The organism is Hymenobacter plasmatis, from assembly GCF_020711255.1.
Lineage (GTDB): Bacteria > Bacteroidota > Bacteroidia > Cytophagales > Hymenobacteraceae > Hymenobacter.
In genome coordinates, this window is record NZ_JAJFAW010000001.1 from 236,449 (window position 1) to 259,678 (window position 23,230).

Sequence of the window (23,230 nt, forward strand, 5' to 3'; positions counted from 1 at the left end):
CATGTCTGCGAATTTGAATCATATTGTACTGGTAGACGACAACGAGACCACTAGCTTCCTCAACAATCGTCTGTTGGGTCGCTTGGCCGTTGCCGACCACGTGAGCACGTTTTCGCGCGCCGATGAGGCGTTTGAGCAGCTCTGGGGCGATGCCGACAACGCCAGCCGCGGCCCCGCGCCCGACCTGGTGTTTGTGGACCTGAAAATGCCCGGCATTTCCGGCTTCGAATTCTTGGAGCTATACAATGCCCTGCCCCAGCCCGTGCAGGACAAAACGGTAATGGCCGTGCTCACCACCTCCATGCACGGCGCCGATACGGCCCGCGTAGCTAAGTACCCCAACGTGGAGTACCTAACCAAGCCCCTCACCGAAGAAAAGATGCGCAAGCTGCTCGAAAAGCGCTTTCAGTAACCCCAGCCAATACGCAGGCACCGCGAAGCCACCCGTATTCAGCTCAACAAATTCAAAGGCCCCGACTCACTCCGAGTCGGGGCCTTTGAATTTTCCCTTAATCTTATCGAACACCCCGTGGAAAAGGCCCTCGTTCTTCTGCTTCAGGATGATGTAGCGCACGGAGAAACCCGTCGGAAACCGGGTCCAGTCGCTGGAATGGAATTCGACGGTGGGCTTGAAGTCGATGGATAGCACCACGGGCACGAACGCAATTTTGTACTCGGCCCCGATGATGCCGTCGAAGCCCCAGAAGTTGCCGTCGTCCTTGTTGGTGCCGAAGTGGGCACCTGCCCCAAGGTAATAATTTAGGCTGGGGCCCAGAATGCCGAAGTGGCGCTCGGCCAGCAAGGTGGCGCTGCGCTCCCTGGTTCCCAGCATGCCCAGCCCTTCCAGTGTGGTGCTGGGCAGCACCAGCTGCTGAATGGTGAGGCCGTAGCTGCTGCCGCCGCTGCGGAAGCCCGCGGCCGTGCGGTACTTCTGGGCCAGGGCCGGCTGGGCGAGGCCGGCCACCAACACTAGCAACAAGGCGGGGCGAGCAGCCCGCCAGCTCAATTTCTGGAAGGGCCGATGCTGCAACTGAAATGGAAACGAGAAAATCATATATAAGGAAGCAATTCTGAGCTGGCCCGCCCGAGTCTTCGCTGGCAATGCCAGCCCGGGTCGGGCCCTACTACGCAGAATTGGTGCGGGAAATTGCTTTTGAGCAGCAGAAACAGCGCTGGGGCGGCTACTCCACGGCGGCTACAAACGCGAACTGCTGCCCGTCAAACAAGCCTTTGTCGCTGAGCTTCAGGTCGGGAATGACCAGCAGCGCCATGAACGAGAGCGTCATAAACGGGGCGCCCAGCGGCGAGCCCAACTGTTTAGCAAGAGCATCAACGGCGGCGTAGGCGCTGGCCACGGCGCGCCCGTCCTGGTCCGACATCAGGCCGGCCACGGGCAGCGGCACCAGAATTTCCTGCCCATCGGCGCCCACGGCGGCCAGGCCGCCTTTGGCGGCAATCACCAGGTTTACGGCGCGGGCCAGGCTGGCATCGTCGCAGCCCACCGCCGTGATGTTGTGCGAGTCGTGGCCCACGCTGCTGGCCAGTGCGCCGTGCTTCAGCCCAAAGCCGCGGATGAAGGCTACGGCCGGGGCCACCTGCGGCTGGTAGCGGTTGATGACGGCCAGCTTGAGGACATCGCCGGCGATATCGGGCACCACCAGGCCGTTTGCTACCTGCGCGGCCATATCTACCCGGGCCGTAATGAGCTGGCCGTCGAAGCACTGAATCACCCGCAGGTTGGGCTGGCCCGCGCCGGGCACTGGCACTTGGAAATCTTTAGCCCGCACGGGCTGGGCGTGAAAGTTATTGACTACGCCCACCGGCGCCGGGGGCAGCAATGACGTTCCGTTTTCGGCCACCAGCACGCCGTTGAGGTAGGTTTGGAGCACCTTGAACTGCTGCAGGTCCGAAACGGTGATGAAGTCGGCGGGGTCGCCTTCGCTCAGCAGGCCCACCGATAGGTTGTAGTGGTTCACGGGGTTTACGCAGGCCACGCGCAGTACCTTGAATACGTCGTGGCCCAGGGCCACGGCCCGTTGCACCAGCTGGTTGATGTGGCCCAGTACCAGCGTGTCGGGGTGCTTGTCGTCGGAGCAGAACATCAGGTTGGCGTAGTGCTCGGGCATCAGCTCAATCAGGGCGTCGAAGTTGCGGGCTGCCGAGCCTTCGCGGATGAGGATTTTCATGCCCACGGCCAGCTTGTCGCGGGCCTCGGCGGCGGTGAAGCACTCGTGGTCGGTGCTGATGCCGGCGCTGGCGTAGTGGGCCGCGTCCTGGCCGCGCAGTCCGGGCGCGTGGCCGTCTACGGGGCGGCCGGCGGCGTGGGCCAGCGCTATTTTGGCCATCACGTCGGCGTCGCGGTGCAACACGCCGGGCCAGTTCATCATCTCGGCCAGGTAGCCGATTTTGGGGTTTTCGAATAGCTTGGCAATGTCGGCGGCCGTGATTTCGGCGCCGGCCGTTTCGAAAGGCGTAGCTGGCACGCAGCTCGGGGCACCAAAGCAGAACTTGAACGGCGAGTGGTGGGCATTTTCCAGCATGTATTCCACGCCCGCCACGCCCAGCACGTTGCCGATTTCGTGGGGGTCCGACACCGTGGCCACGGTGCCGTGCGTCACGGCCAGCCGGGCAAACTCGGTGGGCACCAACAGCGAGCTTTCTACGTGCACGTGGGCATCTACAAAGCCGGGCAGGGCGTAGGGGAGGGCCGCATCCGGAGCCGTGGCGCCGGTGGGGGTGATGCTGGCAATGCGGCCGCCCGCTACCCGAATAGTGGCCGGCTGGATGGAACGGGCAAAGATGTCGACAACGTTGGCGGTGAGCGAGAAATCAGCGGGAGTCATGCGGGAAGCAAATAGTAGTGAAAAGCCGAACGGCTCAGCCCGCAAAGAACCTTAACTTTGAGTAAAATACCTGCCATGAGGAAATCCCCGTCGTTTCTGCTTCTGCTCGTGCTGCTGCTGAGCCTGGGCGCCAGCACCCTGAGCAGCTGTGCCCGCCGCACCACGCAGCAAAAGAAAACCAGCTGGTACAAGCACCACGGCCGCGGCAAAGCCGAGCCTTGCCCTTGCGACCGGTAATGAAAGCAGTGGCCTAAGTTGCATGAAAACACTCTATTCGTTTATCGCTGCAATATGCAGTTTGCTGCTGCTCAGTGCAGGCACGCCAGGCGGCGCAATCAGGCAGCCGCAGGGTGCCCGCTACAAATACGGCCACTATACCCTTGCCAACGGCACCCGCCGCGCGGGGCAGCTGCGCTGCTTTCTGGCCCACGACGACCAGCTGACGAAACTGGAAATTGAGCACAAGAAAGGCGAGATGACGCAAGTGCTGGGCCCCGCCGAGCTACGAAGCGCAGTCATCGGAACCGATTCGATGATAACCATCCGATTGGCCGAAATTGAGGATACGCTCAAGAACAAGCCATTCGTAGACTTGGCGCACGTGGTGATGGTGGGCAAGGCCACTCTGCTGATGCGCCGCGAATTGGTAAAAAACGGCCCCGGCATGATGAATACCGGGGCTAATGGCATGATGATGCCTACAGGAGGAGGCGATACGGAGCTAGCACGGTGGGCCTACCAGAAAGCCGGTGCTTCGCGCAGCTACTTACTCCCCCTCGACGATGAGGAGTTTAAAAAGCTGGTCGCGCCCCTTTTTATCGACTTCCCCCATCTCTGCCAGCGCATTCGCGACGGTGATGCATCGCAGAACGACATCAAAAGAATTTTCTACGCCTACAATCTCAAAGCCGATGTCAATGAAGTCAGCTCCGAGCAAGCGGAAGCGGCGTGCCGCTTTCTTGTCTGGAAATAGCTTCTTGTCTAATCTACTGCTTCTATGCGTCTACCCTTACTGTTTCTGGCTCTGGTGGTGTCATTTGCCGTAATGGCTAAACCGGAACCACAGGTATTCAAAACCGGACACTACCGCTTGGCCGATGGTGTAGTCCGCCACGGCCTGTTGTGCTTGGTTAGCGACAACGAACTGCTGGTGAAAAGTCCTGATTCGACCCAGCCAAAAAAGTACGCAGCCGTGGCCGTGAAGAACTTTGTGATGGCAGCCGATTCTTTCACCGTGCTTCGCGATTTCGATGTTGAGGTGAATGGCGTTGTTACCCGCTATCCCTACTCGATGGTACAGGTATGTGTGGCGGGTAATGCCCTGAAAGTGTACCGCATCGAAGGCCCTATGGACGTGCTCATTACCCAGAAAGACGTCCTCGATAAAAATATTCTCCGTGGCGCAGCAAGTGGCGCCATTGGCATTGCTACCGGCATGATGGCCGATAAGATGAATGGCGTCTCGCCAGGCAATTTCAAGCAGCAAACGCTCTCGCTCTTTTTGATGCAGCAGACGGGCGGGCCGCTGGTTACACTTCAGCCCAAAACCCGTCGGGCGCTCGACGTCGTCAAAGCGACAATTGCCGACGATGCCGAATTGAGCAAATCGTTTCGCACCATGAGTTCAATGACTCTGACCAATGAATCAATTCTGAATGTTTTGACTCACTACCATGCCAGGGCAATAATTAGACAAACCAAGCCATGAGCGAAGTAACGCCCCTCGATTCCATTCTGATTGCTGCCGAACAGGTCCGCGAGCAGCTAAAGCTGAAAGCCTTCGATGCCGAAGGCGTGGCTCATCTGGCCAATTTTATCCAGGCCCAGCGCGGGCTGCTGGGGCCGGCCGAACGGCCGGGCTTTACCATGGCCCTGGGCTGCTTCCTCGGGCAGAGCCTGGTGCAGGTGTACGGGGGCGAATGGGGCACCGGGCGCGACGGTAGCACCGGTATTGGGCTGGCCAACAGATTTTTTTTTAATCCCTTCCATTTAGTCGATGCTCAACTGAATGAGGGAGAAAGCGCCTCCGTGGCGGCCTTTTTTGCCTCTGTGCCGGGCCGTCTGAAGACCCCTCCCGCCGTTCGTAAGAACTGGATTTCGTAATCTTGCGGGGCCAATGGCCGCCCGCGTCGTTATGAAACAACTCGTTATCGCCATTGATGGTTACTCCTCGTGCGGCAAAAGCACCACGGCAAAAGCCGTAGCCGCCGCCCTGCACTACGCTTACGTAGACACCGGCGCCATGTACCGCGCCGTGACGCTGTACCTGCTGGAGCACCACATTCCGTTCGATGATTTGACCCAGGTGGAGCAGGCCCTGCACACGCTGCAAATCAGCTTCCGCCGCAACCGGCGCACGGGCCGCAACGAGGTGTTCCTCGACGGCGTGAACCGCGAGGACGACATCCGCCAGATGGTGATTTCCAACTCCGTGAGCGAGGTGTCGGTTATTCCCATGGTGCGGCATGCCATGGTGGCGCAGCAGCAGCGGATGGGCCGCAAGCGCGGCGTGGTGATGGATGGCCGCGACATCGGCACCACCGTGTTTCCCGACGCCGAAGTGAAGGTGTTTATGACTGCCGACGTGGACGTACGCGCGCAGCGCCGGCAGGCCGAGCTGGCCGAAAAAGGCGAACACGTGGGGCTGGACGTTATTGCCGAAAACCTGCGCAAGCGCGACTACCTCGACTCGACCCGCACCGAAAGCCCCCTGCGCCGGGCCGCCGACGCCGTGCTGCTCGATACCACCCACCTCGTCATCGACGAGCAGGTGGATTTCGTGCTCGAGCGGGTGTCGGCCGCGCTGTTTGCGCCGCACGCGTAGCACTAGAGGTACGTTGAATGTAGAGACGCGACACTTCGCGTCTCGGCGTCCACGCCGTTCGCACGCTGCCATTCAACGACGAGACGCGAAGAGTCGCGTCTCCACATCGTTTTTAAGTGTTTAAGAGCCTGCGGACTCCCGGGTGCGCCAGCAGCTTGAACACCAGCAGCAGAATGCCGCCGGCTTCCATGGCCATGGCTGTTATCAGGATAGCATCGGCGCCGGTCCAGTGACAGATTTTGAATACCATGCCTACCGCGACGGCCACGAGCCCTAGTGCGAGGAGAATAAACGCGTGCTTGACTTTCATAGCGGGTAGAATGAGCAGTAAATATGCGCTTTATCAGCGGATGGTTGCCAGCAGCCGAATATAGCACTGGTTCCGAAAGCTCCGGAAGTTGGGCTAACTTTTGCTGAGTACGCCGGAGCAAAGGCGTACCTTTGCTCCGGCGAACCCCTAGCCGCCGCGCGGTGTTAAACTCCCAGCATGAAGGTCACTATAGATAAGAATTCCGGTTATTGCTTCGGCGTAGAATTCGCCATTCAAATGGCTGAAGACGAACTGGCCCATGGCCAGCAGCTGTACTGTCTGGGTGATATCGTGCACAACCGCATGGAGGTAGAGCGCCTGCACCAGCAGGGCCTGCGCATCATCGACCGTGAGCAGCTGGCTCAACTTCACGACACCAAAGTCCTCATCCGGGCCCACGGCGAGCCGCCGGAAACCTACCAGCTGGCCCTGCAAAACAACCTGGAGCTGATTGACGCCAGCTGCCCGGTGGTGCTCAAGCTGCAAAACCGCGTAAAGCACGCCTTCGACCTGAGCCAGCGTCAGGACGGGCAGATTGTGATTTATGGCCAGCCCGGCCACGCCGAAGTGGCCGGGCTCACGGGCCAGACCGGCAACCGCGCCATCATTGTGATGAACGAGGCCGACCTGGACCAGATTGACTTTGCCCGCCCCGTCACCCTCTTCAGCCAGACCACCAAAAGCACGGCCGGCTTCTATAAGATGAAGGCCCTGATGGAAGCCCGCATTGCGGCGGCCGGCGGTGAGCTGGAAAGCTTCGATGCCAACGACAGCATCTGCCGACAGGTGAGCAACCGCGAGCCCGCCTTGGCCAAATTTGCGGTGGATTACGACGTGGTGCTGTTTGTGAGCGGCCGCAAAAGCTCCAACGGCAAAGCCTTGTTCTCGGTGGTGAATGCCATCAACCCGCGCAGCTACTTCATCGAAAATGAAGCCGAAATCGACGAAGCCTGGCTGGCCGGTGCCCAGTCGGTGGGCATTTGCGGCGCCACCAGCACCCCGCTGTGGCTTATGCAGCAGGTAGCCCAGCGCGTAGAAGGGGTAGGAGAAATGGCATAATAAGCCACTTGAAACATAACAGCAGGGCCCGATGACTCACCAGTCGTCGGGCCCGGCTGTTTAGCGGCTCCGCTACTGCTCGTAGCGCCGGCGGCTCGCGTTGTTAAACGTCACACAATCCACAGTTTCGGGGAAACTCATGGCTGGCCAGCCAGCCGGCGCACGGGAATGGCTGCCGCTTCCTTTTTTTGAGTAGCATAAGTGCCGGTGTTGATGCCGCGGAAGGTCAGGGCTTCGCGCAGCGGCTTACGCTTCAGCAACCCCAACTGCTGCTTGGGAAACCTACTGTGACGCTTCGGCAGCGGCAAGTTGCGGGCCGCATTCAAAAAAGTGTATTTTTAACTAACCATTCCAATTACCCCTTAATTATCAACCTTATGGAACCCCTGAACCGCGACCCCTACCTGTGGCAAAAGGCCAAAGCCCGCGCCAAGTTTCAATCGCACCTCGTGGTGTACGTGCTGGTGAATTCCGGGCTGTGGGTGCTCTGGGCCCTGACCAGCCATCGGCACGACGAACTGGTGCCCTGGCCCGTGTGGCCCACGGTATTCTGGGGCCTGGGCCTAGCGATGCGCGGCGTGGCGGCGTACGGCGGCTTCGGTTACGAGCAGCGCACCCAGCGCGAATACGAGCGGCTGCTGCGCGAGCAGAAAGGCAACGACGCGCAGCGCTTCGCATAACCTCTTCCTTGGGCCCAGGGCCTGCAAATCTGACTGCTATGAGAACGAACCAGTCCCTGTTGTTTGCCGCGCTGCTGGCGGTGTTGTGGATGCTGGCTCCCGCGGCCGCGTGGGCCCAGCCCCCGCCCGGGGCGGTGCCACCACCCAAAGCGGCCGGGAACCTGGCCAACATCAAACTGCCCCAGGGCTTTCGCATTGCCTACTTTGCGCAGAACGTACCTGGGGCCCGCGAGCTAGCCGTGGGGCCCGACGGCACGGTGTACGTGGGCACGAATGCCAATGGCAACAAGGGCAAAGTGTACGCCCTGCCCGACAAAAACCACGACGGCAAAGCCGACGCCGTCATCACCATTGCCACCGGCCTGAACACCCCCAACGGCGTGGCCGTGCGGCAGGGCAGCCTCTACGTGGCCGAAATCAACCGCATTATCCGCTTCGATAACATCGCGGCCAATCTGAAAACGCCACCCAAGCCGGTGGTGGTGTACGACAAGCTGCCCGGCAACCCCTGGCACGGCATGCGCTACATCGCCTTCGGGCCCGACGGCCTGCTGTACGTGCCGGTGGGCGCGCCCTGCAATTCCTGCGAGCCCGAAAAGCCCATCTTTGGCACCATCAACCGGCTGCGGCCCGACGGCACGGGCTTCCAGAACGTGGCCACGGGCGTGCGCAACACCGTGGGCTTCGATTGGCACCCCGTTACCAAAGAGCTGTGGTTTACCGACAACGGCCGCGACATGCTCGGCGATGACGTGCCGCCCGATGAGCTGAACCGGCTGAGCAAGCCCGGTCAGCACTTTGGCTTCCCGTACTACTTCGGCGGCGACGTGCCCGACCCGGAGCTGAGCGCTGGCAAAACGCCCAACATGTACACCAAGCCCGCCCGCAAGCTGGGCGCCCACGTGGCCGCGCTGGGCATGAAATTCTACACCGGCACCAAGTTTCCAGCTCAATACCGCAACCAGATTTTCATTCCCGAACACGGCTCCTGGAACCGGAGCAAGAAAAGCGGCTACCGCATCATGCTGGTGAAGCTGGACCCTACCGGCCGGCAGGCCCTCAGCTACGAGCCCTTTGCGGTGGGCTGGCTGCGGGGCGAGCAAAGCTGGGGCCGCCCGGTGTGCCTGCTCGTGCTGCCCGACGGCAGCCTGCTGGTGTCCGACGACCAGGGCGGCGCGGTGTTCCGAATCTGGTACGCGGGCTAGCCCCGGGCGGGGCCAATGGCGGAGCTTGGGCTGGGGTCAGTACTTTTGACTGCCCAATTGCGCCCGCGCCCTCATTTAGCCCTTGCCTGTGGATATATCGGTTGTCATTCCCATCTACAACGAAGAAGCCAACATTGCCACCCTGCACAGCCGCGTAAAGGGCGTGCTGGAGGGCATGAAGGTGAGCTACGAGCTAATCTTTATCAACGACGGCTCGCGCGACCGGTCGCTGAACCTGCTGCTGGAGCTGGCCGCCCACGACCCGCAGGTGGGCTACATCGATTTGAGCCGAAACTTCGGGCACCAGATTGCCGTGACGGCGGGCCTGGACGTGGCCAAGGGCAACGCCGTGGTCATCATCGACGCCGACCTGCAGGACCCGCCCGAGCTGATTCCGGGCCTGTACGAGAAGCTGCAGGCGGGCTTTGAGGTGGTGTACGCCAAGCGCCGCTCGCGGCAGGGCGAGAGCGTGGCCAAGAAATTCACGGCCCGGCTGTTTTACCGGCTGCTGGCCAGCATCACCCACATTTCCATCCCCGTCGATACCGGCGACTTCCGCATCATCTCGCGCAAGGTGGTGGAGGGCCTGAAGCTGATGCCGGAGCAAAACAAGTTTTTGCGGGGCCAGATTTCGTGGATAGGCTACCGGCAAACCTTTGTGGAGTACGACCGCGCCGAGCGCGCGGGCGGCGAAACCGGCTACACCTACCGCAAGATGATTCGCCTGGCCCTGGACGGCATCACGGGATTCTCGGATGCCCCGCTGAAGGCCGCCACGCTGGGCGGGTTCGTGGTGTCGGGCGTGGCGTTTCTGGTGATGCTCTACACGCTGTATTCGCGCTTTGTGACCCACGACTACCAGCCGGGCTGGGCCTCGCTGATGATTAGCATCCTGTTTTTGGGCGGGGTGCAACTCATTGCCGTGGGCATTATTGGCGAGTACATTGCCCGGCTGTCGGCCAACGTGCGCCAGCGGCCGCTGTACCTGGTTTCCAATACCAACATCGTGTCCTGAGCCTAGCCGGAGGCGGCTATAAGGGCAGCAGTTGGCGCTTTGTGTGCATCTTAGACGTTCCTATGGCTAGCCTCCGTCCTCCCAAGCGCGTCCTCGGTCGGCGCGAGTTGATTGATTTCCCCGACTTTGCCCTCACGGCCATCGAAGCCAAGGTGGACACGGGTGCTTACACCAGCGCCATTCACTGCAGCGACATTCGCATCGAGCCCGACGCCAGCGGCCGGCCCGTGCTGCACGTGCAGCTGCTCGACCCCGAGCACCCCGGCGTGAACGGCCAGCCGCTGGCCTTTGCCGAGTTTGCCCTGCGCGACATTCGCTCTTCCAACGGCGAGGTGCAGGAGCGGTACGTTATTCAGGCGGTGGTGAAACTTTACGGCAAACTTTTTACGGCCGAGTTTTCGCTCTCCGACCGGTCCGATATGAAATATCCTGTCTTGCTGGGCCGCAGCCTGTTGCGGGAAGGACGCTTCGTGGTGGACGTGGCCCGACGCAACCTTTCTTACAAAGCACAGGTTAGGGCAGCTTCCCGGCGTACGCGGCCCTGAAAATCTTTTCGGCCGTAGTTTGGCATCCGTTACCCTTCTCTCCTCACCACCGCCCCTGCATCGTGAAACTGGCTATTCTCTCGCGGGAACCCAAATCCTACTCCACCCAACGGCTGGTGGAAGCCGCCGCCGTGCGTGGGCACCAAGCCGTGGTTATCGACCACATGCGGTGCAACCTCGTGCTGGAAAAAGGGCGGCCAGGCATCCTCTACCACGGCGAAAGCCTGGAGGGGTTCGACGCCATTATTCCGCGCATCGGGGCCTCGGTCACGTTCTACGGCACGGCCGTGGTGCGGCAGTTTGAGATGATGAAGGTGCGCACCGCCGTCGAAAGCCAGGCCATTGTGCGCTCGCGCGACAAGCTGCGCTCGATGCAGATTCTGAGCCGGGCCGGCGTGGGCATGCCCAAAACCGCCTTCACCAACAACTCGGACGACGTGCCGGCCATGGTGAAGCAGGTGGGCGGGGCCCCGGTCATCATCAAGCTGCTGGAAGGCACCCAGGGCCTGGGCGTGGTGCTGGCCGAGTCGGAAAAAGCAGCTCAATCTGTGATTGAGGCGTTTCACAACCTCAAGGCCCGCATCATTGTGCAGGAATTCATTGCCGAAAGCAAAGGGGCCGACCTGCGGGCGTTTGTGGTCGATGGCGAAGTGGTGGGCGCCATGAAGCGCCAGGGCCAGGAAGGCGAGTTCCGCTCGAACCTGCACCGCGGCGGCGTGGGCACGCTGGTAAAGTTGAGCCGCGCCGAAAAGGCTGCCGCCCTGCTCGCCGCCAAGGCTCTGGGGCTGAGCGTGGCCGGCGTGGACATGCTGCAGAGCAAGCGCGGCCCGCTGGTGCTGGAAGTGAACTCCTCGCCGGGCCTGGAGGGCATCGAAAAAGCTACTAAACTGGATATTGCCGGCCGCATCATCGATTTCACGGCGGCGCTGGCCCTCAAAAAGCACAAACGCGCCGCCCTGCTGACGCCCGAAATGGACGGCGACTCCCAGCCCGCCCCGCCGCCCGCACAATAGCCCAACCCGGGCCGTGCCCGCGCCACGCTTTATGAACAAACGATACCTGGTGGTTTTGCTGGCGCTGTTTGCGGTGCTGGATACGATTTTCACTTTTGGGCAGTACTGCCAGCAGCCCCTCGACGGCGACCTGGCGGCCATTGTGGTGCCCAGTGCCTGGTACCGCCCCGTGCTGCACGACCCTTTTGGCTGGGCCGTGCTCACCCAAAATGCCGTTTACGCGGCCCCGAACCGGTTTTTTGCCCACGCCGCGATGGTGGGCTACCTGCGCTACGTGCCCCGCTGGCTGCACGCCGTGGCCTCGCCCATCGACAGCATTTACCTGGCCGGTGCCTTGTTCAAAACCGGCGTGCACGTGCTGCTGCTGGTGCTGCTGGCCGCCTACGTGCGCCTGGGCAGCCCCGGCACCTGGGGCCGCCGCGGGTGGTGGCTGGCCGTGGCGCTGCTGGTGCCCCTGTTCCAAACGGCCGGCTTCTACGGGCAAATGGGCCTTGTGTCGCGCTCGCTGACTTATAGCTTCTTTTATGAGTTTCCGGTGGCGCTGCTGCTGGTGTTGCTGCTGCCGTTTTACCGGGCGGCGTGCCGCCAGCAGCCCGTGCGGCTGGGGTGGCTGCCGGTAGTGGCGTGGCTGGGGCTGGCGGTGGTGCTGGCCTTCAACGGCCCGGTGGTGCCGGCGGCCACGGCAGTGCTGTTTTTTGGCATTGGCGTGCACTGGCTCTGGCAGCAGTGGCAGCGGCAAAAAGGGGAGGGGCCGGGCGGCCCCGTCTGGCTGTCGGGGCAGGCCATGGGGCTGCTGGGGATTTTTGCCGGGCTGTGTGCCTACTCCCTGTTTATTGGGCGCAACAACGCCGAAAACGCGCATCCCTTCACCTTGTGGGAACTGTACCAGCGCGTGCCGCAAGGTATTTTTGATGAGCTAACCAGCAAGTTGGGGCTGCCCTTGCTGGTGGCGTTTGTGCTGAGCAATGCCTGGCTGGTGCGGCGCTTTACGCCGCCATCAGCAGAGGGCCGGCGGGTGCGGCAGGTGCTGCGCTGGGTGGGGCTCTTTGCGGTGGTGTACATCGCGCTGCTGCCCCTGGGCGGCTACCGCCCGTACCGCCCGTATATCCTGCGCAACGACTCCATTTTACCCGTGCTGCTGGGCTTGCTCTTTGCGTACGCGCTTTCCACAGTGTATTTGCTGCAGCAGCTGCCGGCGCGGTCCCGCCGCTGGTACGTGGGGGCGGTGTGCGTGCTTTCGTTCATCTTCATCAATGCCGACCGCCGCCTGTGGCTGCGCGACGGCAACGCCTGCGAACGGCAGGCCCTGGCGCAGCTCGCCGCCGCGCCGGCCGGCGTGGTGCGCCTGCCCGCCGACTGCACCGTGCTGGGCTGGCTGCCGATTACCGATTTCCGGCAGTCGGCCTACAATGCGGAGCTGCTCTACTACTGGGGCGTCACGCCCGGCCGCCGGCTGTATTACCAGTAAGCCCAGGGCCCGGTATTTTGCCGTTATTTGCAAAAATCCGGTTTTCCTGTGCCCCAAGCTGCGTCCTCGTTTCACCTCAACGGCCTCACCATTCACCCCGGCGAGCAGGTGCTCACGCGGCTGGTGATTTCGAAGCTGCCTTCGGGCACGGTGATTGACGTGCCGGTGCACGTGATGCGCGCCACCGAGCCCGGCCCCACGCTGCTGCTCATGGCCGGTATGCACGGCGACGAGGTCAATGGCATCGAAACCATTCGGCGGCTGGTACGCCGCGAGCTGCTGCAGCCGCTGCGGGGCAGCATCATTGCCATTCCCATTCTCAACATCTACGGGTTTCTGAATTTCAGCCGCGACGTGCCCGATGGCAAGGACGTGAACCGCTCGTTTCCGGGATTTCCGCGCGGGTCGCTGGCCGGACGGGTGGCCCACCGCTTCATGCGCGAAATCATGCCCCTGATTGACTACGGCATCGACTTTCATACCGGTGGCGCGGCCCGCGCCAACTTCCCGCAAGTACGCTGCCTGCTGGGCGTCGACGATGAAGTAGACGCCATGGCGGAGGCCTTTGCGGCCCCGTTTACGCTGCACGCGGCCCTGCGGCCGGGCTCCCTGCGGGAGTCGGCCCACCGCCTCGGCAAGCGCATCATCGTGTATGAAACTGGCGAAAGCCTGCGGCTCGATGAGACCGGGATAGAAGAGGCCCTGGCCGGGACCCTGCGCGTGCTGCACCACCTGGGCATGGCCCCCGCGGCCCCGCCACCTTCGCGGCCCGGCATTGTGTGCCGGCGCCATACCTGGCTGCGGGCCCGGTTTGCTGGGCTGTTTCGGGCCCACGTCGAAAACGGCCAGTACCTGGAGAAAGGGCAGGTGTACGGCTCTGTGGCCGACCCCTACGGGCAGCAGGCCGTGCGGCTGGAGTCGCCGGTGAGCGGCTACGTTATTGGGCTGAACTACATGCCGGTGGTGAACCAGGGAGACGCGCTGCTCCACATTGCCGTGCCCGAATAAGTGCCGCGACCAGCCATGGACTTTTCCTTCTTTGCCTGACGGGTGCGACTGTGCCACCTGCGGGCTCCGGTTGGCCGGACTTCACCGCGTACTGCACTTGCCCAGAAGGGCGAACGGCGCAATAAGTGCCGGTACGCGGTAATGGGCCCGGATTGGGCTAGTTAGTGTTAGCTCAGGCCAGCGGCTTACTTTTACAAATTATTCACTTGTTGTTTCCATGAAAAACCCCGTTCAGACAACCCTTAACATCGTGCTGCTGCTGGCTGTGGCCGTTTTGTATTTCCTGCATTTCAGCAGCCGCGTGGTCGCCCCGGCCATTGCCACCGACAAATCCACCGCCGTCATGGCCTCGCCCGAGCTAAACACGGCCGATACCACCGCTGCCAAAACCACCACTACCACCACTGGAGCCACCGCCGCGGCTCCGGCTCCCAGCACCGAGGAAAAAATTGTCTATGTGGAGTCCAGCAAGATGCTTGATGGCTACCAGGGCATGAAGGATGCACGCAAAGCCTTTGAGGGCAAAGCCCGCAACTGGGAGCGCCAGAACCAAGGCATGCTGACCAGCTTTAAATCTGCAGTGGAGGCTTACCAGAAGCAGGCGCCCACCCTCAGCCCCGAGCAGCGCGCCGCCTCCGAGCAGCGCCTCCAGGCCCAGCAGCAGGAAGTAGGCCAGAAGCAGCAGCAGCTGCAAGCCCAGGCCCAGGAGGAAGAAGCCAAGCTCACCCAGAGCGTGCTTGAGAGCGTGAACAAGAAAGTAGAAGCCTACGGCAAAACACACGGCTACAAGATGATACTGATTGCTGCTCCCAGTGGCACCATCGCCTATGGCCGAAAGGACCTCGACATCACCGCTCCGGTGCTGACTTACCTGAACGCCGAGTACCGCAAGAAGTAAGGCGGGCGGGAGAACCTCACCCCTGCCGGGCACGGCCCCTCTCCATCAGAGAGGGGAGCCACGGCATCGCGGTGCTGTCATTGCGAGGCGGCACGACGAAGCAATCCGTCCTGGTCTCAGCGACTAACCTCCTAATGTGAAAAGCCCCGGTACTGCGCAGTACCGGGGCTTTTTCTATCAAAGGGCTTTACCACATCTCAGGGCTAGTCGCAGGGAGAGGACGGATTGCCGCATTCCGCTGCGCTCCATTCGCAATGACAATTACCGTCTGACTCCCCTCTCCGCGGGAGAGGGCCGGGGGTGAGGTGCCCACGAGTGCGATATCAACCCCACTACTCCGCAAAGCATTTTTGCTGGTAGTAATCCAAGGCATTAAACCCGGGCAAAGGCGTCTTGTCGAAGTCAGTAAAATACCCAGTGTTTGAATTAGCCTGCTTTATCCAATGAAAACCCGTTCGTTTCTGTTGCTGCTAGCCTTGCTGCTAACTGGCCCGTTGGTGGCCACTAGCCCGACCCAGGCTCAGGTGATAGTGCGGGGTGGCTACTACAGCCCACCACCGCGTGCTTACTATGGCCCCCGCTACTTCCCGCCGCGGCCGGTGGTAGTGTATGCTGTGCCGCCACCCCCGGTGGTAATTGTGCCGGCGCCCTATTACGCACCTCGGGTTTATTATGCGCCCCGGCCGTACTACGGTTCGCGCGGCCGCCACTACGGCCGTCGCTGGTAACCGGTTGGTATTCTCTCGAAGAGCTGAAAAAGCCCTGCTACTGAGTAGCAGGGCTTTTTTGTGGCTGACGAAGTTGGGTGTTGGGCTGGGGCGTGGGGCCGGCTAGCTGCACGTGGCTGGGTCGTTGGTTTTGGCGTAGGTTTGGCTCAATTTCGGCCCGCAACTTTCTGTTTTGGCTTCCGCCCCCGCTCTTTCACCAACTCCCACTTACCACCGGCCGCGGTGGGTATTGCCCATCATTGTGTTTGCGCAGTTTGCCTGCACTTCGCTTTGGTTTGCCGGCAATGCCGTGCTGCCCGATTTGCTGCCGGACCTGGTGCCCGATGCCTGGCTGCGAAGCGCGTCGCTGGGCGAGATGGTATCGGCGGTGCAGCTGGGGTTTATTGTGGGCACGCTGGTTTTTGGGCTGCTGCGGCTGGCCGATAGGGTGGCGCCGGCTCGCCTGTTCTTGCTGTGTGCCGTGGCCGGTAGCCTGACCAACGCGGGGCTGTTGCTGCCGGGGCCCACGCCGCTGGTGGTGCTGGGGCTGCGCTTCGCCACCGGCCTTTGCCTGGCCGGCATTTACCCGGTGGGCATGAAAATAGCCGCCGATTACTACGAAAAGGGCCTGGGCCGGGCTTTGGGCTATTTGGTGGGGGCGCTGGTGCTGGGCACCGCGCTGCCCCACCTGCTGCGGCTGCTGGCCGCCGATGTGGAGTGGAAAGCCGTGGTGCTGGCTACCTCCGGCCTGGCGCTGGCGGGCGGCCTGCTGCTGTGGGCCCTGGTGCCCAACGGGCCGTACCGGCGGCCCGGGGCGCGGCTACAGCTGGGCACGGCGTGGCAGGTATTCCGGGAGCGGCCGTTTCGGCGGGCGGCGTTGGGCTACTTTGGGCACATGTGGGAGCTGTACACGTTTTGGGCTTTTGTGCCGCTGCTGCTGGTCACGCACGCCCGGCTGCACCCCGAGTCAGGGCCGTTTGGCCCTGGCTGGGCCTTCGGGCTGATTGCGGCTGGGGCGCCGGCCTGCGTGGTGGGTGGCTACCTGGCCCAGCGCTTCGGCAGCCTGCGCACGGCCCGGGCGGCGCTGGCGGTATCGGGCGCCTGCTGCCTGCTCAGCCCGCTGCTGCTGGCCTTGCCGCGGCCCGCTTTTGGGGTGGCGGTGCTGGTGTGGGGCATGGCCGTGGTGGCCGATTCGCCGCAGTTTTCGGCGTTGGTGGCACAGCGGGCTCCGGCTACGGCCACGGGCACGGCCCTCACGCTGGTTACCTGCCTGGGGTTTGCCCTCACCATTGTCAGCCTGCAGAGCTTCGCCGCGCTGCAGGCGCACGCAGATGCGCGCTACCTGTTTCTGCTGCTGGCGCCCGGCCCGCTGCTGGGGCTGCTGGCTACGCGCACTGCCGGGCCCCAAAATGCGGACGACAGCAGGCGCTAGCTGCTCAATTTTGCTTAATCTTACGGCAACTAAACCCGCGTTGGGTTCCTGCTTGATTTCTTGCATGAAACAATTGTATTTGCCCCTGTGCGCCGCCCTGCTGCTGGCCGGCTGCAACCAGACTGCTCCCGTTACTTCTGCTCCTGCCGCGGCGGCCCCCACGGCCCAGGCGCCAGCCGTAACCCCCGCGGAAACCGCTCGTCCCGATTCGGCCATTGCCGCCGATACTGCGCCGGCTGCCGATGGCGTAGCGGCAGCCCCGGCCGCCGCCCCCGCGTTGCGCGAAGCCGAGACGCTGAAAATGTCGTTCAAATTCAAGCCCGCGCCGAATCCCGACGACCCCAACCACCCCAAAACCAGCGCCCACCTCGTGCTGCAGGGCGCCAAGCCCCTCGATATTGACCTGGGCAAGTTTGCGGCCCTGCCCGATGTGGTGGATGCCACCAAAGCCAAGCTCGCCGGCTTTCCCGGCGGCATGCTCATGGGCTTCCGCAGCTACCACGCCTCGTCGGGCACCAGCTCCGACCTGGCCGTGCTGAGCGTGGACGGCCACCGCCTGCGCGTGGTGCAGCGCCGGGTGGAAGAAACTGCCACCGAGCCGGGCCAATTCGAAACCGCCCGCGAAATTCCGTTGCCAGCCAACACCGTGGTCGTGGCTGCGCCTTTGGCCCCAACGGCCAAAAAGTAGCTCAACCCAGGCGCACGCAACTCAATAACGCCGGTCCATTCTCCGGCGTTATTGAAGCCGCCGCTGCAAAATTGAATTGGGCTAACTGGTTTTTAATTTGTAGGTTAGGGCATGGATACAACAACCCTCCTTGCCCCGATGAAGGGGGCCGTGCGCCGCGAAGTAGGCGGTGTGCAAGTCGATGTGGTGAAAACCGGCAATGCGCGCGTTAAGCGCATCGTGTACCCCAAGGGCTTTCGCTGGTCCAGCAACCTGAAGGACATTGTGGGCACCCCCATGTGCATGCACGCCCACGTGGGCTTCCTGGCCAGCGGCGAAATCGACATTCAGTACGCCGATGGCACCATTGAGCGGTTTGTGGCGCCGCAGGCCGTGGCCATTGCGCCCGGCCACGACGGCTGGGTGGTGGGCACGGAGCCAGCCATCCTCATCGAGTTCGACTTCGAGGGCGAAACCGTGGAGCGCATGGGCGTGAAGCGCGACTAGGCCACCGAATCAGGCACCAGCACGCGCAGCGCGCCCGGCCGGATTTCCACGTCCACGCGGGTGGTTTTGCCCCGGTATTCGCCGTCTACCTGAAAGTCGACGGGGCGGGTGATTTCCAGGCTCACCGTGGTGGTACTGAATATTTCCACCGCGGTGGGGTTGAAGGGCTGGAAGCGCCAGAACATTTTCAGTAGCTCGCGGCCCACCAGGCGGCGCAGCACCACCACCTCAAACCGGCCGTCGGACACGTCGCCGTTGGGGTTGATGGTGGCGCCCGTGCCGTACACGCGGGCGTTGGCCAGCACCACCATAAAGGCGGTGCGCTCCACCTGCTCGTGGTCGCACTGAATGCGCACCCGCATCAGGCGCCGCCGCAGCAGCGACCAGAACGCGGCCCGCGCGTAGCCCAGCATGCCGCGCCAGTTCTGGTTTTGGGCATAGCGTACGAGCTGGGCGTTGAGGCCAATGTCGCTCAGGTGCAGGCAGAGGTCGGTGCCGTTGAGGTAGAGCACATCCACGGCTTTTTCGGTGCCGTGCACGGCGATGCGCAGCGCCTCGGTGGGGGCGGAGGGCAGGTTCAGCTCCTTGGCCATGCCGTTGGCCGAGCCAGCAGGCAGCACGGCCAGGGGCAGGTTGGCAGCAATGGCCTCGGCGGCCACAATTTTCACGGTGCCATCGCCGCCCACGGCCACCAGGCGGTGGGGGCGCTGGCTGGCGATGCGGGCCTGCAAGGCGGGACCATCGTCGTGGCCGGTGAGGGTGAGCACCTCGGCGGTGTGGGGCAAGGGCGCAAAGTAGTCGGCGATGGTGGTGGCCCAATCGGTCTTCTCCGCGCTGCCCGAGGCGGGATTCACGACGAACAGAAAGCACAGGGACGAAGGGGAGGGCATATGCGGCGGGGAAGTGGCGGGGCGCAAGTTGAGCTGAGGTTACGGTTAATTCCAGCAAAACCCATCTAACTCATCTTCTTCGCCGTAACGGTTTTTCTGGCCTCGCAGCCGAACATCTCTTTCCCGATGACCGAAAAACTCCTGGCCCGGCTCCGCCTCACCCGGCGGCCCACCCTCAAGCTGTACCGCGGCTTCGGCAGCCCCGGCTGCGTGGTGGTGCAGGGGCACGCCTTCCGGCAAAGCCCACTGCCGCGCACCCATTACCGGCCCAATTTCTGGGCCAACGCCTGGGGCCTGCTGCGCCTGTTTATAGTGCGGCCCTGGGCCGAGGTGCCCGTGCGCGTGACCGTGGCCGGCCACACCGCCGGCGCCCGCACCGATGCTGACGGCTTCTTCCGCCTGGAAATACCGCTACCCACGCCGCTGCCAGCCGGCTGGCACCCGGCCACCGCCGAGCTGCTCGACATTGACACCGGCACCCCGCTGGCCCATGCCACCGCCGAGGTGCACGTGCCCTACGAAACACCCCTCGCCTTTATTTCCGACATCGACGACACCTTTCTGGTCTCGCACTCGGCCACGCGCTGGCAGCGGCTGTGGGTGCTGCTGAGCCGCAATGCCCGCAGCCGCGCGCCCTTCGCCGACGTGGCGGCCCACTACCAGTGGCTGGCCCAGGCCGGCCCCGCCACGCCCGAGCGGCCCAACGCCTTTTTCTACGTTTCGAGCAGCGAGTGGAACCTCTACGATTTCATTCTGGAGTTTACGGCCCACAACCACCTGCCCAAGGGTGTGTTCCAGCTCAGCCAGCTCAAGCGCCTGAGCCAACTCCGGCACACCGGCCAAAACAAGCACGCCACCAAGCTCGACCGCATCGTGCGCATTCTCGAGGCCTGCCCCGGCCAGCGCTTCGGCCTGCTCGGCGACGACTCCCAGCAGGACCCGGGCATCTACGCCGAAGTAGTGAAGCACTTCCCCGGCCGCATCCGGGTAGTGTACCTGCGGCAGGTGCACGCCGGGGGCCGCCCCGCCGCCGAGGCTGCCCTGGCCCAAATCCGCCAAGCCGGCGTGGAAACGTGCTACTTTGAGCACAGCCGCGACGCGCTGCGGCACTCGCAGGAAATGGGGCTGTGAGTGAGCGGACTACTGGCGTTCCACGAAGGTCAGGCGGTTGCTAAACGGGTCGGTGACGGTCATTTCCATGGCCGTTGGGTCGTAGGAAGGCGTCACAATGCTGGGTTTGTTGTACTTGTAATCTTTTGCCTCCAGCTGGCGGTGAAAGGCATACAATTCCTGGAAATCATCGATGAATACCCGGGCCCCTGGCGAGCAGTCGCCGGAGTGTTCCGAAAGGTGCAGCGTGATGTCGCCGCGCGCAATTTGCAGGTAGGCGGGGCTGCCTTCCGGCCGGTGCTCCCACTCTATCCGGAAGCCGAGCCACGTCATGTAAAACTCCCGGGCCTTGTCGTAGTCAAAAATTCGGAGTATCGGAATTACATGCGCCACGTCGAGTCTTTTTATGATTTGAGGGTTGCCACTAGCCTGCTGCCGGGCAATGGGCTTGGGGCAGTAAGCTACAGATAGTTTCGGGTTATTACTGCGGTCCAGTTTGGGGTTCTACTGCCGCACCCGCTGCTGGCGTTTCAGGAAGTAGTGCCAAGCGGTAGCCCCCAGCAGCAGGGTCGCGCCGAGCAGCATGGTGCTGGTCATGGTGCGCAGCGAAACGGGGTAGAGCAGGCTGCCGATAACCACAACGCCGGCTCCCAGCCACCACAGCAGCTCCACGGGCCGCGGGGCGGTTTGCAGGCGCTGGGCGCGTAGTGCCGGCGCATCGGCGGGCGGGTAGAGCAGCCACTTCAGCCGCGGGTAGTCGTGCAGCAGCAGGCCCAGGTTGAGCACCAAGAAGCCGGTGGTGAGAAAGGGCGTGCCCACCCAGTGCTGCGACCAGGTGAGGAAGATGATGTTGAGCCACATGGGCACCAGCAGCACCGCTCCCAGCAGCGCAAACCGGCCCGAGAGCAGCAACAGCCCAATCAGCAACTGTGCCACCCCAATAAATTGGGCAAAGATTTCGAGGCTGTACTTGGCTAGAAACGCGTGGTTCATTGGCGGGCCCATCAGCCCGGGGATATGGTTGTCGGAGAGCTTGTAGAGCCCGCCGCCCAGCATGAGCGCGCCCAGCAAAAGCCGGCTGCCGAGTACGTACACGCGGCGCCATGGCCCACCGGCCACCAGGCCCACGCCGGTAGCCACCACCGGCAGCAGAATGCAGAGCGCGTAAAACAGGGCCGGAGCAATATTCATGAGGAGCAGGCTAAAGCAGATAAAGTAACTCTTGGGCTCAGTGGCCGGCTGCAATAGTATATTATCTGTTTCTAATATTCAACAAAAAGCCCCGCCAGAATCTGGCGGGGCTTTTTGTTGTTTTGGCTCAACAAACATTGCTTCGTTGCAAATCGACTGTCATGCTGAATAGAACATCATGTTGAGCTGGCGTCTGTCATGCAGAGCGCAGCGAAGCATCTTGTCACCGCAGAAGAAATCGTTGAGCCTTGATAAGATGCTTCCTTCGTCAGCATGACAAACGGCGCTCTGCATGACAGGCGGAAGCTAGAGTTGGGCTAGAACGTGTAGCGCAGGCTGATGGCGGCGTCGTTATAAAAGCCGGTGTAGCCGTTGAAGACGTCGAAGAAGGGCTTGTAGTCAACGCCCACTACGAACGGCAGGTCCTGCAGCTTGTATTCCAGGCCCAGAATCAGGTCGGCGCCGAAGGCTACGTACGTGGCGTCGTCGTAGCGGTAGTCACCGTGCACGAGGTAGTAGTTGTTGCCGTGGCCCTTGTAGTAGTACCGGTCATCGGCGAAGTAGTAGCGACCTTGGTAGGCTCCGGCGTGGAAACCGGCGCCATAGTAGAACTGCAGGCCTTTAGCATCCGGAACGCCGATATGCTTCTCGCCCAGCACCGTGAGGCGGGCACCGCGGGCTTTGTACTCTGTCGTGAGCAAACCTTCGATGGCCACCCCGTTCTTACCGCTCAGGAAGTGTTTGATGGTAAGTCCCGAAGAGTAGCCGCCGCCGCGCAGACCAATACCGGTGTTATACCCCGAATTGCTGCTGCCACCGCCGCCACTGCTTTTCTTTTTGGATTGAGCCTGGGCCATGAAGCCCGGCAGGAGGAGCAGGAGGAAAAGAAACCTGAACTGTATGTTTTTCATGTAAAGCTGAATGGTAATGGACTAGTATTTGGACAAAACTAAGCCATTCGCGCTAAACTTTCTGCGTTGCCCGGGCTTCTGCCGCTATTTCATCCGACAAATGCACCCGCACGCCGCCGCCATCGTCTTCGGCAGCGTGCAGCATGGCCGCAGCCACGGCATCCGCGGTTACGGGGCGGTATTTCTGCAGCGGGCCGCGCAGCAAGGGGCTCAGCACCCGCAGCAACACAGCCCCCAGCCGCTCGCCCAGGCGGGGCTGCGGCCGCTCGCCCAGCAGCAGCGACGGCCGGAAAATGTGGATGGCCCGGAACGGCACCTGGCGTACCGCTTCCTCCATTTCGCCCTTCACGCGGCTGTAGTACACCCGCGATTCGGGGTCGGCCCCGAGGCTGGATATCACCATAAACTGCGCCGCGAAATTGCCCGCCGTGAGCGCCGCCAGCGTCACCACGTACAGGAAATCCACTTTGTAGAAGGCTTCCTTCGAGCCAGCCTGCTTCATAGTGGTGCCCAGACAGCAAAACACGTCGTCGGCAATGAGCTGCAGGCGCACGTCTTGCAGCTTGTCTAAGTCGGTCACCACCTGCGTCAGCTTGGGGTGCTGCAGCGGCAGTGGCTTGCGCCCCACCACAATTACCTTGGCGTAGCGCTCCGATTCCAGCAGCAGCGGCAATAAGTGCGAACCAATAAGGCCCGTGGCCCCGGCGAGTAAAGCTGTTTTGCGCATAAGTAGCAGAGTGCAGAACGAAAAAACTCCCCTCCTTACCAAGGAGGGGATGTTGCCGCTGAAGCGGCAACGGGGGTGGTTGAGCCGTTGAACGACACCCGAACGACTTGCTAAGAACGACTAATCAAGCGCAGGGTTGACGGGCCTGCTAAATCGAGTCCTTTAACTAACGTTCTGCCATCGTTCAACGGCTCAACCACCCCGTTTTCGCTGCGCGAAA

28 protein-coding genes are annotated in these 23,230 nt (G+C 62.3%); 20 read left to right on the top strand and 8 right to left on the bottom strand.

What is annotated here, in order from left to right; genetic code table 11:
* Positions 1-13 precede the first annotated feature (13 nt).
* On the top strand, positions 14-412 hold the full coding sequence (locus LJ738_RS01010) for a response regulator (protein WP_227784462.1): 399 nt from the start codon (positions 14-16) through the stop codon (positions 410-412).
* Positions 413-478: 66 nt separating this feature from the next.
* Here the strand turns inward: LJ738_RS01010 and LJ738_RS01015 are convergent, their stop codons facing one another.
* Both LJ738_RS01015 and ade read right to left on the bottom strand, forming a co-directional pair.
* The gene (locus tag LJ738_RS01015; RefSeq protein ID WP_227784463.1) at positions 479-1,054 is read right to left on the bottom strand and encodes a hypothetical protein; all 576 of its coding nucleotides are present in this window, start codon (positions 1,052-1,054) and stop codon (positions 479-481) included.
* Positions 1,055-1,181: 127 nt separating this feature from the next.
* Positions 1,182-2,843, bottom strand: coding sequence for an adenine deaminase (gene ade / locus LJ738_RS01020; RefSeq protein WP_227784464.1), 1,662 nt, complete (start codon positions 2,841-2,843; stop codon positions 1,182-1,184).
* Positions 2,844-2,918: 75 nt separating this feature from the next.
* On the opposite strand from ade, the gene LJ738_RS01025 reads away from it, so the two are divergent.
* Genes LJ738_RS01025 through cmk form a run of 5 tightly spaced genes read left to right on the top strand, consistent with a single transcriptional unit; the run spans position 2,919 to position 5,667 of the window.
* Positions 2,919-3,080, top strand: a complete 162-nt coding sequence (locus LJ738_RS01025) for a hypothetical protein (RefSeq protein WP_227784465.1) — start codon at positions 2,919-2,921, stop codon at positions 3,078-3,080.
* 22 nt (positions 3,081-3,102) lie between these two features.
* Positions 3,103-3,816: a hypothetical protein gene (locus LJ738_RS01030; protein ID WP_227784466.1), complete on the top strand. Its 714-nt coding sequence runs from the start codon at positions 3,103-3,105 to the stop codon at positions 3,814-3,816.
* A gap of 24 nt (positions 3,817-3,840) precedes the next feature.
* On the top strand, positions 3,841-4,551 hold the full coding sequence (locus tag LJ738_RS01035; protein WP_227784467.1) for a hypothetical protein: 711 nt from the start codon (positions 3,841-3,843) through the stop codon (positions 4,549-4,551).
* Entirely contained in the window at positions 4,548-4,946 is a 399-nt protein-coding gene (locus LJ738_RS01040; RefSeq protein ID WP_227784468.1) for a hypothetical protein, read from the top strand. The genes LJ738_RS01035 and LJ738_RS01040 overlap by 4 nt, the downstream gene beginning before the upstream one ends.
* A 31-nt stretch (positions 4,947-4,977) precedes the next feature.
* Complete coding sequence (cmk, locus tag LJ738_RS01045) at positions 4,978-5,667, top strand: (d)CMP kinase (RefSeq protein ID WP_227784469.1); 690 nt, start codon at positions 4,978-4,980, stop codon at positions 5,665-5,667.
* 112 nt (positions 5,668-5,779) lie between these two features.
* On the opposite strand, the gene LJ738_RS01050 is transcribed toward cmk, so the two are convergent.
* Positions 5,780-5,977: a hypothetical protein gene (locus LJ738_RS01050; RefSeq protein ID WP_227784470.1), complete on the bottom strand. Its 198-nt coding sequence runs from the start codon at positions 5,975-5,977 to the stop codon at positions 5,780-5,782.
* A gap of 177 nt (positions 5,978-6,154) precedes the next feature.
* Here LJ738_RS01050 and LJ738_RS01055 point away from each other — a divergent pair, with 177 nt between their 5' ends.
* The 13 genes from LJ738_RS01055 to LJ738_RS01115 all read left to right on the top strand — a co-directional run bounded on the left by LJ738_RS01055 (position 6,155) and on the right by LJ738_RS01115 (position 18,181).
* On the top strand, positions 6,155-7,036 hold the full coding sequence (locus LJ738_RS01055) for a 4-hydroxy-3-methylbut-2-enyl diphosphate reductase (protein ID WP_227784471.1): 882 nt from the start codon (positions 6,155-6,157) through the stop codon (positions 7,034-7,036).
* A 377-nt stretch (positions 7,037-7,413) separates the two neighbouring features.
* A complete protein-coding gene (locus tag LJ738_RS01060; protein ID WP_227784472.1) occupies positions 7,414-7,716 on the top strand; it encodes a 2TM domain-containing protein in 303 nt (100 codons plus the stop codon).
* A gap of 38 nt (positions 7,717-7,754) precedes the next feature.
* The gene (locus LJ738_RS01065) at positions 7,755-8,921 is read left to right on the top strand and encodes a PQQ-dependent sugar dehydrogenase (protein WP_227784473.1); all 1,167 of its coding nucleotides are present in this window, start codon (positions 7,755-7,757) and stop codon (positions 8,919-8,921) included.
* An 88-nt stretch (positions 8,922-9,009) separates the two neighbouring features.
* A complete protein-coding gene (locus tag LJ738_RS01070) occupies positions 9,010-9,936 on the top strand; it encodes a glycosyltransferase family 2 protein (protein WP_227784474.1) in 927 nt (308 codons plus the stop codon).
* A gap of 62 nt (positions 9,937-9,998) precedes the next feature.
* A complete protein-coding gene (locus tag LJ738_RS01075; protein ID WP_068188492.1) occupies positions 9,999-10,481 on the top strand; it encodes an ATP-dependent zinc protease family protein in 483 nt (160 codons plus the stop codon).
* 62 nt (positions 10,482-10,543) lie between these two features.
* The gene (gene rimK, locus LJ738_RS01080) at positions 10,544-11,494 is read left to right on the top strand and encodes a 30S ribosomal protein S6--L-glutamate ligase (RefSeq protein WP_227784475.1); all 951 of its coding nucleotides are present in this window, start codon (positions 10,544-10,546) and stop codon (positions 11,492-11,494) included.
* 31 nt (positions 11,495-11,525) lie between these two features.
* On the top strand, positions 11,526-12,962 hold the full coding sequence (locus tag LJ738_RS01085) for a hypothetical protein (protein WP_227784476.1): 1,437 nt from the start codon (positions 11,526-11,528) through the stop codon (positions 12,960-12,962).
* Positions 12,963-13,010: 48 nt separating this feature from the next.
* Positions 13,011-13,970, top strand: coding sequence for a succinylglutamate desuccinylase/aspartoacylase family protein (locus tag LJ738_RS01090; protein ID WP_227784477.1), 960 nt, complete (start codon positions 13,011-13,013; stop codon positions 13,968-13,970).
* A 217-nt stretch (positions 13,971-14,187) separates the two neighbouring features.
* The gene (locus LJ738_RS01095; RefSeq protein WP_227784478.1) at positions 14,188-14,868 is read left to right on the top strand and encodes an OmpH/Skp family outer membrane protein; all 681 of its coding nucleotides are present in this window, start codon (positions 14,188-14,190) and stop codon (positions 14,866-14,868) included.
* A 443-nt stretch (positions 14,869-15,311) separates the two neighbouring features.
* Positions 15,312-15,596, top strand: coding sequence for a hypothetical protein (locus LJ738_RS01100; RefSeq protein ID WP_227784479.1), 285 nt, complete (start codon positions 15,312-15,314; stop codon positions 15,594-15,596).
* A 172-nt stretch (positions 15,597-15,768) separates the two neighbouring features.
* Positions 15,769-17,007, top strand: coding sequence for an MFS transporter (locus tag LJ738_RS01105; protein ID WP_227784480.1), 1,239 nt, complete (start codon positions 15,769-15,771; stop codon positions 17,005-17,007).
* A 64-nt stretch (positions 17,008-17,071) separates the two neighbouring features.
* Complete coding sequence (locus LJ738_RS01110; protein ID WP_227784481.1) at positions 17,072-17,695, top strand: hypothetical protein; 624 nt, start codon at positions 17,072-17,074, stop codon at positions 17,693-17,695.
* Between the two features lie 111 nt (positions 17,696-17,806).
* Positions 17,807-18,181: a cupin domain-containing protein gene (locus tag LJ738_RS01115; RefSeq protein ID WP_227784482.1), complete on the top strand. Its 375-nt coding sequence runs from the start codon at positions 17,807-17,809 to the stop codon at positions 18,179-18,181.
* On the opposite strand, the gene LJ738_RS01120 is transcribed toward LJ738_RS01115, so the two are convergent.
* Positions 18,178-19,071, bottom strand: a complete 894-nt coding sequence (locus tag LJ738_RS01120; protein ID WP_227784483.1) for a diacylglycerol/lipid kinase family protein — start codon at positions 19,069-19,071, stop codon at positions 18,178-18,180. The two genes, LJ738_RS01115 and LJ738_RS01120, sit on opposite strands and share 4 nt — an antisense overlap.
* A 126-nt stretch (positions 19,072-19,197) precedes the next feature.
* Between LJ738_RS01120 and LJ738_RS01125 the strand changes: the two genes are divergently transcribed.
* Positions 19,198-20,202 (top strand): App1 family protein phosphatidate phosphatase, encoded by a 1,005-nt coding sequence (locus LJ738_RS01125; RefSeq protein WP_227784484.1) that lies wholly within the window; start codon positions 19,198-19,200, stop codon positions 20,200-20,202.
* Positions 20,203-20,211: 9 nt separating this feature from the next.
* Here the strand turns inward: LJ738_RS01125 and LJ738_RS01130 are convergent, their stop codons facing one another.
* The 4 genes from LJ738_RS01130 to LJ738_RS01145 all read right to left on the bottom strand — a co-directional run bounded on the left by LJ738_RS01130 (position 20,212) and on the right by LJ738_RS01145 (position 23,010).
* Positions 20,212-20,676 (bottom strand): glyoxalase superfamily protein, encoded by a 465-nt coding sequence (locus LJ738_RS01130; protein WP_262907540.1) that lies wholly within the window; start codon positions 20,674-20,676, stop codon positions 20,212-20,214.
* A gap of 9 nt (positions 20,677-20,685) precedes the next feature.
* Positions 20,686-21,372, bottom strand: coding sequence for a DoxX family membrane protein (locus tag LJ738_RS01135; protein WP_227784485.1), 687 nt, complete (start codon positions 21,370-21,372; stop codon positions 20,686-20,688).
* Between the two features lie 317 nt (positions 21,373-21,689).
* On the bottom strand, positions 21,690-22,283 hold the full coding sequence (locus LJ738_RS01140; RefSeq protein ID WP_227784486.1) for a hypothetical protein: 594 nt from the start codon (positions 22,281-22,283) through the stop codon (positions 21,690-21,692).
* 52 nt (positions 22,284-22,335) lie between these two features.
* The gene (locus LJ738_RS01145; protein ID WP_227784487.1) at positions 22,336-23,010 is read right to left on the bottom strand and encodes an NAD-dependent epimerase/dehydratase family protein; all 675 of its coding nucleotides are present in this window, start codon (positions 23,008-23,010) and stop codon (positions 22,336-22,338) included.
* Between the last annotated feature and the right edge of the window lie 220 nt (positions 23,011-23,230).

What these genes read in the sequence shown, in the direction of transcription:
- LJ738_RS01025 (WP_227784465.1), top strand. Translation starts at nt 2,919, where the DNA reads ATGAGGAAATCCCCGTCGTTTCTGCTTCTGCTCGTGCTGCTGCTGAGC.
- LJ738_RS01145 (WP_227784487.1), bottom strand. Translation starts at nt 23,010, where the DNA reads ATGCGCAAAACAGCTTTACTCGCCGGGGCCACGGGCCTTATTGGTTCG.
- LJ738_RS01050 (WP_227784470.1), bottom strand. Translation starts at nt 5,977, where the DNA reads ATGAAAGTCAAGCACGCGTTTATTCTCCTCGCACTAGGGCTCGTGGCC.
- ade (WP_227784464.1), bottom strand. Translation starts at nt 2,843, where the DNA reads ATGACTCCCGCTGATTTCTCGCTCACCGCCAACGTTGTCGACATCTTT.
- LJ738_RS01040 (WP_227784468.1), top strand. Translation starts at nt 4,548, where the DNA reads ATGAGCGAAGTAACGCCCCTCGATTCCATTCTGATTGCTGCCGAACAG.
- LJ738_RS01125 (WP_227784484.1), top strand. Translation starts at nt 19,198, where the DNA reads ATGACCGAAAAACTCCTGGCCCGGCTCCGCCTCACCCGGCGGCCCACC.
- LJ738_RS01055 (WP_227784471.1), top strand. Translation starts at nt 6,155, where the DNA reads ATGAAGGTCACTATAGATAAGAATTCCGGTTATTGCTTCGGCGTAGAA.
- cmk (WP_227784469.1), top strand. Translation starts at nt 4,978, where the DNA reads ATGAAACAACTCGTTATCGCCATTGATGGTTACTCCTCGTGCGGCAAA.
- LJ738_RS01120 (WP_227784483.1), bottom strand. Translation starts at nt 19,071, where the DNA reads ATGCCCTCCCCTTCGTCCCTGTGCTTTCTGTTCGTCGTGAATCCCGCC.
- LJ738_RS01065 (WP_227784473.1), top strand. Translation starts at nt 7,755, where the DNA reads ATGAGAACGAACCAGTCCCTGTTGTTTGCCGCGCTGCTGGCGGTGTTG.
- LJ738_RS01075 (WP_068188492.1), top strand. Translation starts at nt 9,999, where the DNA reads ATGGCTAGCCTCCGTCCTCCCAAGCGCGTCCTCGGTCGGCGCGAGTTG.
- LJ738_RS01030 (WP_227784466.1), top strand. Translation starts at nt 3,103, where the DNA reads ATGAAAACACTCTATTCGTTTATCGCTGCAATATGCAGTTTGCTGCTG.
- LJ738_RS01035 (WP_227784467.1), top strand. Translation starts at nt 3,841, where the DNA reads ATGCGTCTACCCTTACTGTTTCTGGCTCTGGTGGTGTCATTTGCCGTA.
- LJ738_RS01015 (WP_227784463.1), bottom strand. Translation starts at nt 1,054, where the DNA reads ATGATTTTCTCGTTTCCATTTCAGTTGCAGCATCGGCCCTTCCAGAAA.
- LJ738_RS01140 (WP_227784486.1), bottom strand. Translation starts at nt 22,283, where the DNA reads ATGAAAAACATACAGTTCAGGTTTCTTTTCCTCCTGCTCCTCCTGCCG.
- LJ738_RS01060 (WP_227784472.1), top strand. Translation starts at nt 7,414, where the DNA reads ATGGAACCCCTGAACCGCGACCCCTACCTGTGGCAAAAGGCCAAAGCC.
- LJ738_RS01100 (WP_227784479.1), top strand. Translation starts at nt 15,312, where the DNA reads ATGAAAACCCGTTCGTTTCTGTTGCTGCTAGCCTTGCTGCTAACTGGC.
- LJ738_RS01115 (WP_227784482.1), top strand. Translation starts at nt 17,807, where the DNA reads ATGGATACAACAACCCTCCTTGCCCCGATGAAGGGGGCCGTGCGCCGC.
- LJ738_RS01135 (WP_227784485.1), bottom strand. Translation starts at nt 21,372, where the DNA reads ATGAATATTGCTCCGGCCCTGTTTTACGCGCTCTGCATTCTGCTGCCG.
- LJ738_RS01095 (WP_227784478.1), top strand. Translation starts at nt 14,188, where the DNA reads ATGAAAAACCCCGTTCAGACAACCCTTAACATCGTGCTGCTGCTGGCT.
- LJ738_RS01110 (WP_227784481.1), top strand. Translation starts at nt 17,072, where the DNA reads ATGAAACAATTGTATTTGCCCCTGTGCGCCGCCCTGCTGCTGGCCGGC.
- LJ738_RS01085 (WP_227784476.1), top strand. Translation starts at nt 11,526, where the DNA reads ATGAACAAACGATACCTGGTGGTTTTGCTGGCGCTGTTTGCGGTGCTG.